Genomic DNA, 1,840 nt, shown 5'->3' with positions numbered 1-1,840 from the left:
GCTGCGCGGGGCGCCGCTCAATGGTGGAAAAGCACAGGTCGATGTAGTCAGGCTCTGAGAGCTGAAGGAGCTGGCCCAGGGCCTTGATCTGGTAGTCCTGCGCCCGGTTGCCATTCTCGATCCGGCCGCACGTGCCTGGTGACCAGTGCAGTTTGCGATCAACCTCCGCCTGGGTGACTCCTCGTAGTGGATCGTCGTTGACCCGACGACCCTTCCCAAGGCTCTTCGGCGCCAGGCCGAGCTCAGAGCGCAGTATCTGTTCCCGTGCCGCCGCCAGTATGGGCTTCACGCGACTGCGATCCTTCATCGCGTTCGCCTCCCGTTATTTCCGCATGCAACTTTCGAGAACAGCTACCGGAGGCTATCTCAGAAGATCGTCAAGGATGCCTGCTGGCCACGCAGCGAGCGCGGAATTGGCACGTTCCTCTGCATCCAACTACCGCGAACCCGAACGAATTGGATGCCCTTGGCCGGCCGAGGCCTTCGCGCGTGGCTGAAACTGACCGTATGTGCGTCCTGAACCTGCCGCGCAGGTGTTGGCCCACACGAAACTGGGCCCGAGAACCTCATGACCCGATCCCGGCGGGGGTGGCCAGCTCTTGCCGGACGCCACGGTTGGCCCCGATGACTCCGTCCTCGCGCGGGCCAAGGCGTGGGTCACCGCAGACTTGCTGCCCTGCTGCAGGCGGATACTCAGGCTGAGTGGCGAGGGCCACTCAACGGTTGGCCCCCGCCCAGGCTGGGGAACTTGGCTGATGCTCAGGCGGTGTCAGGGGAGGGGGCGGTCAAGGGCGCGAACCTGGCGTGGCTTCAAAAAGATGTAAAGGACACCGCGTTCCTGCATGGCCCGTGAACCCGTGCATAGGATCTCTGAGAGTCGGGGGGCCGGTGCGTGCAGCGATGTCACCCGACATGTCGGGATCGATGGCAGCTTTGGAGTGCGCACTAGATGAATGAGTTGAGCTTCCCCTTGACTGGCCTCTCGGAGCGGGGGAGTGGTTCTGAGGGCCCACACTCGAATGACTTTGGTGTCTGCCGAGGCAGGACCTTAGGGGTGGGACCGCCGCCATGCCGTGGCATGCCGGCGCACGCGGACGGGTCCCAGCCGTGATCCTTTACGGCCCGCCGCCCCCATGGGCCGAGACCAGGCCTGATCTGGCTGACGACCCCATCGCCATGACCATTCACGCCATTGCTGTCGAGCTCGCCCTCAGCGGGTTTCCGACCCTGCGCGAACTGCCCGAGTACGCCGGTGACCTTCCGCCCCAGGTCATTGCTCAGGCATGCCCGGAGGAGTACCTGCTCAACATTGGCATCCACGCGTGGATCGACGACCGCATTGAGTGGCATGTCTACCTGGGCCCGCGTTCCTGGTTCATCGAGCTCGAGGGATGGACCGGCCGGGAGGTTGAACTGCCCGCTCACGCCCAGACCGACGCCGTGGAGATCGTGCGCAGGGCCCTGGAAGCCGTGGGTCTTGCACCGGCAGACGCCCAGGGACGAGGGTGAGCAGGGGACCTGCGTCCCCCGAAGTGACGTGCCCATTCTCGGCCATTCAACGCAGCACGCGTCGTGCCGGCGGATGCGTGTCGGCTGGCAGCAAGGCCTAGGTGCCCGTGACCCACTCAGCCCTGCATCCCTCGGCCGTGGTCGGGCCGACCCCCAAGATCAATCCATCTCCCGTAGGAGACGGATCGCCGAAGGCCTGAGCGGCGACGCGCAGGACCGCGGTCGCCCCTGTATCCCCGCTCCTAGCCACACGCCATGAAGCGCCCAGGTCCACGCCACGCAGGCGCTGAGCTTCCGCGGCCGCGGAGAGGTACTGGGGACCGCCTGGATG

2 protein-coding genes are annotated in these 1,840 nt (G+C 65.6%); one reads left to right on the top strand and one right to left on the bottom strand.

Annotated elements, in window-relative coordinates; genetic code table 11:
- A partial coding sequence (locus ACWFR4_RS45660; protein WP_453657518.1) for a hypothetical protein occupies positions 1–289 on the bottom strand: 289 nt, incomplete at its 3' end.
- Positions 290–1,107: 818 nt separating this feature from the next.
- Between ACWFR4_RS45660 and ACWFR4_RS45655 the strand changes: the two genes are divergently transcribed.
- Positions 1,108–1,509, top strand: coding sequence for a hypothetical protein (locus ACWFR4_RS45655; protein ID WP_453657516.1), 402 nt, complete (start codon positions 1,108–1,110; stop codon positions 1,507–1,509).
- Positions 1,510–1,840: the final 331 nt, after the last annotated feature.

The organism is Streptomyces sp. NPDC055140 (genome assembly GCF_053607285.1).
This window is presented reverse-complemented; position numbering and strand designations above follow the sequence as displayed.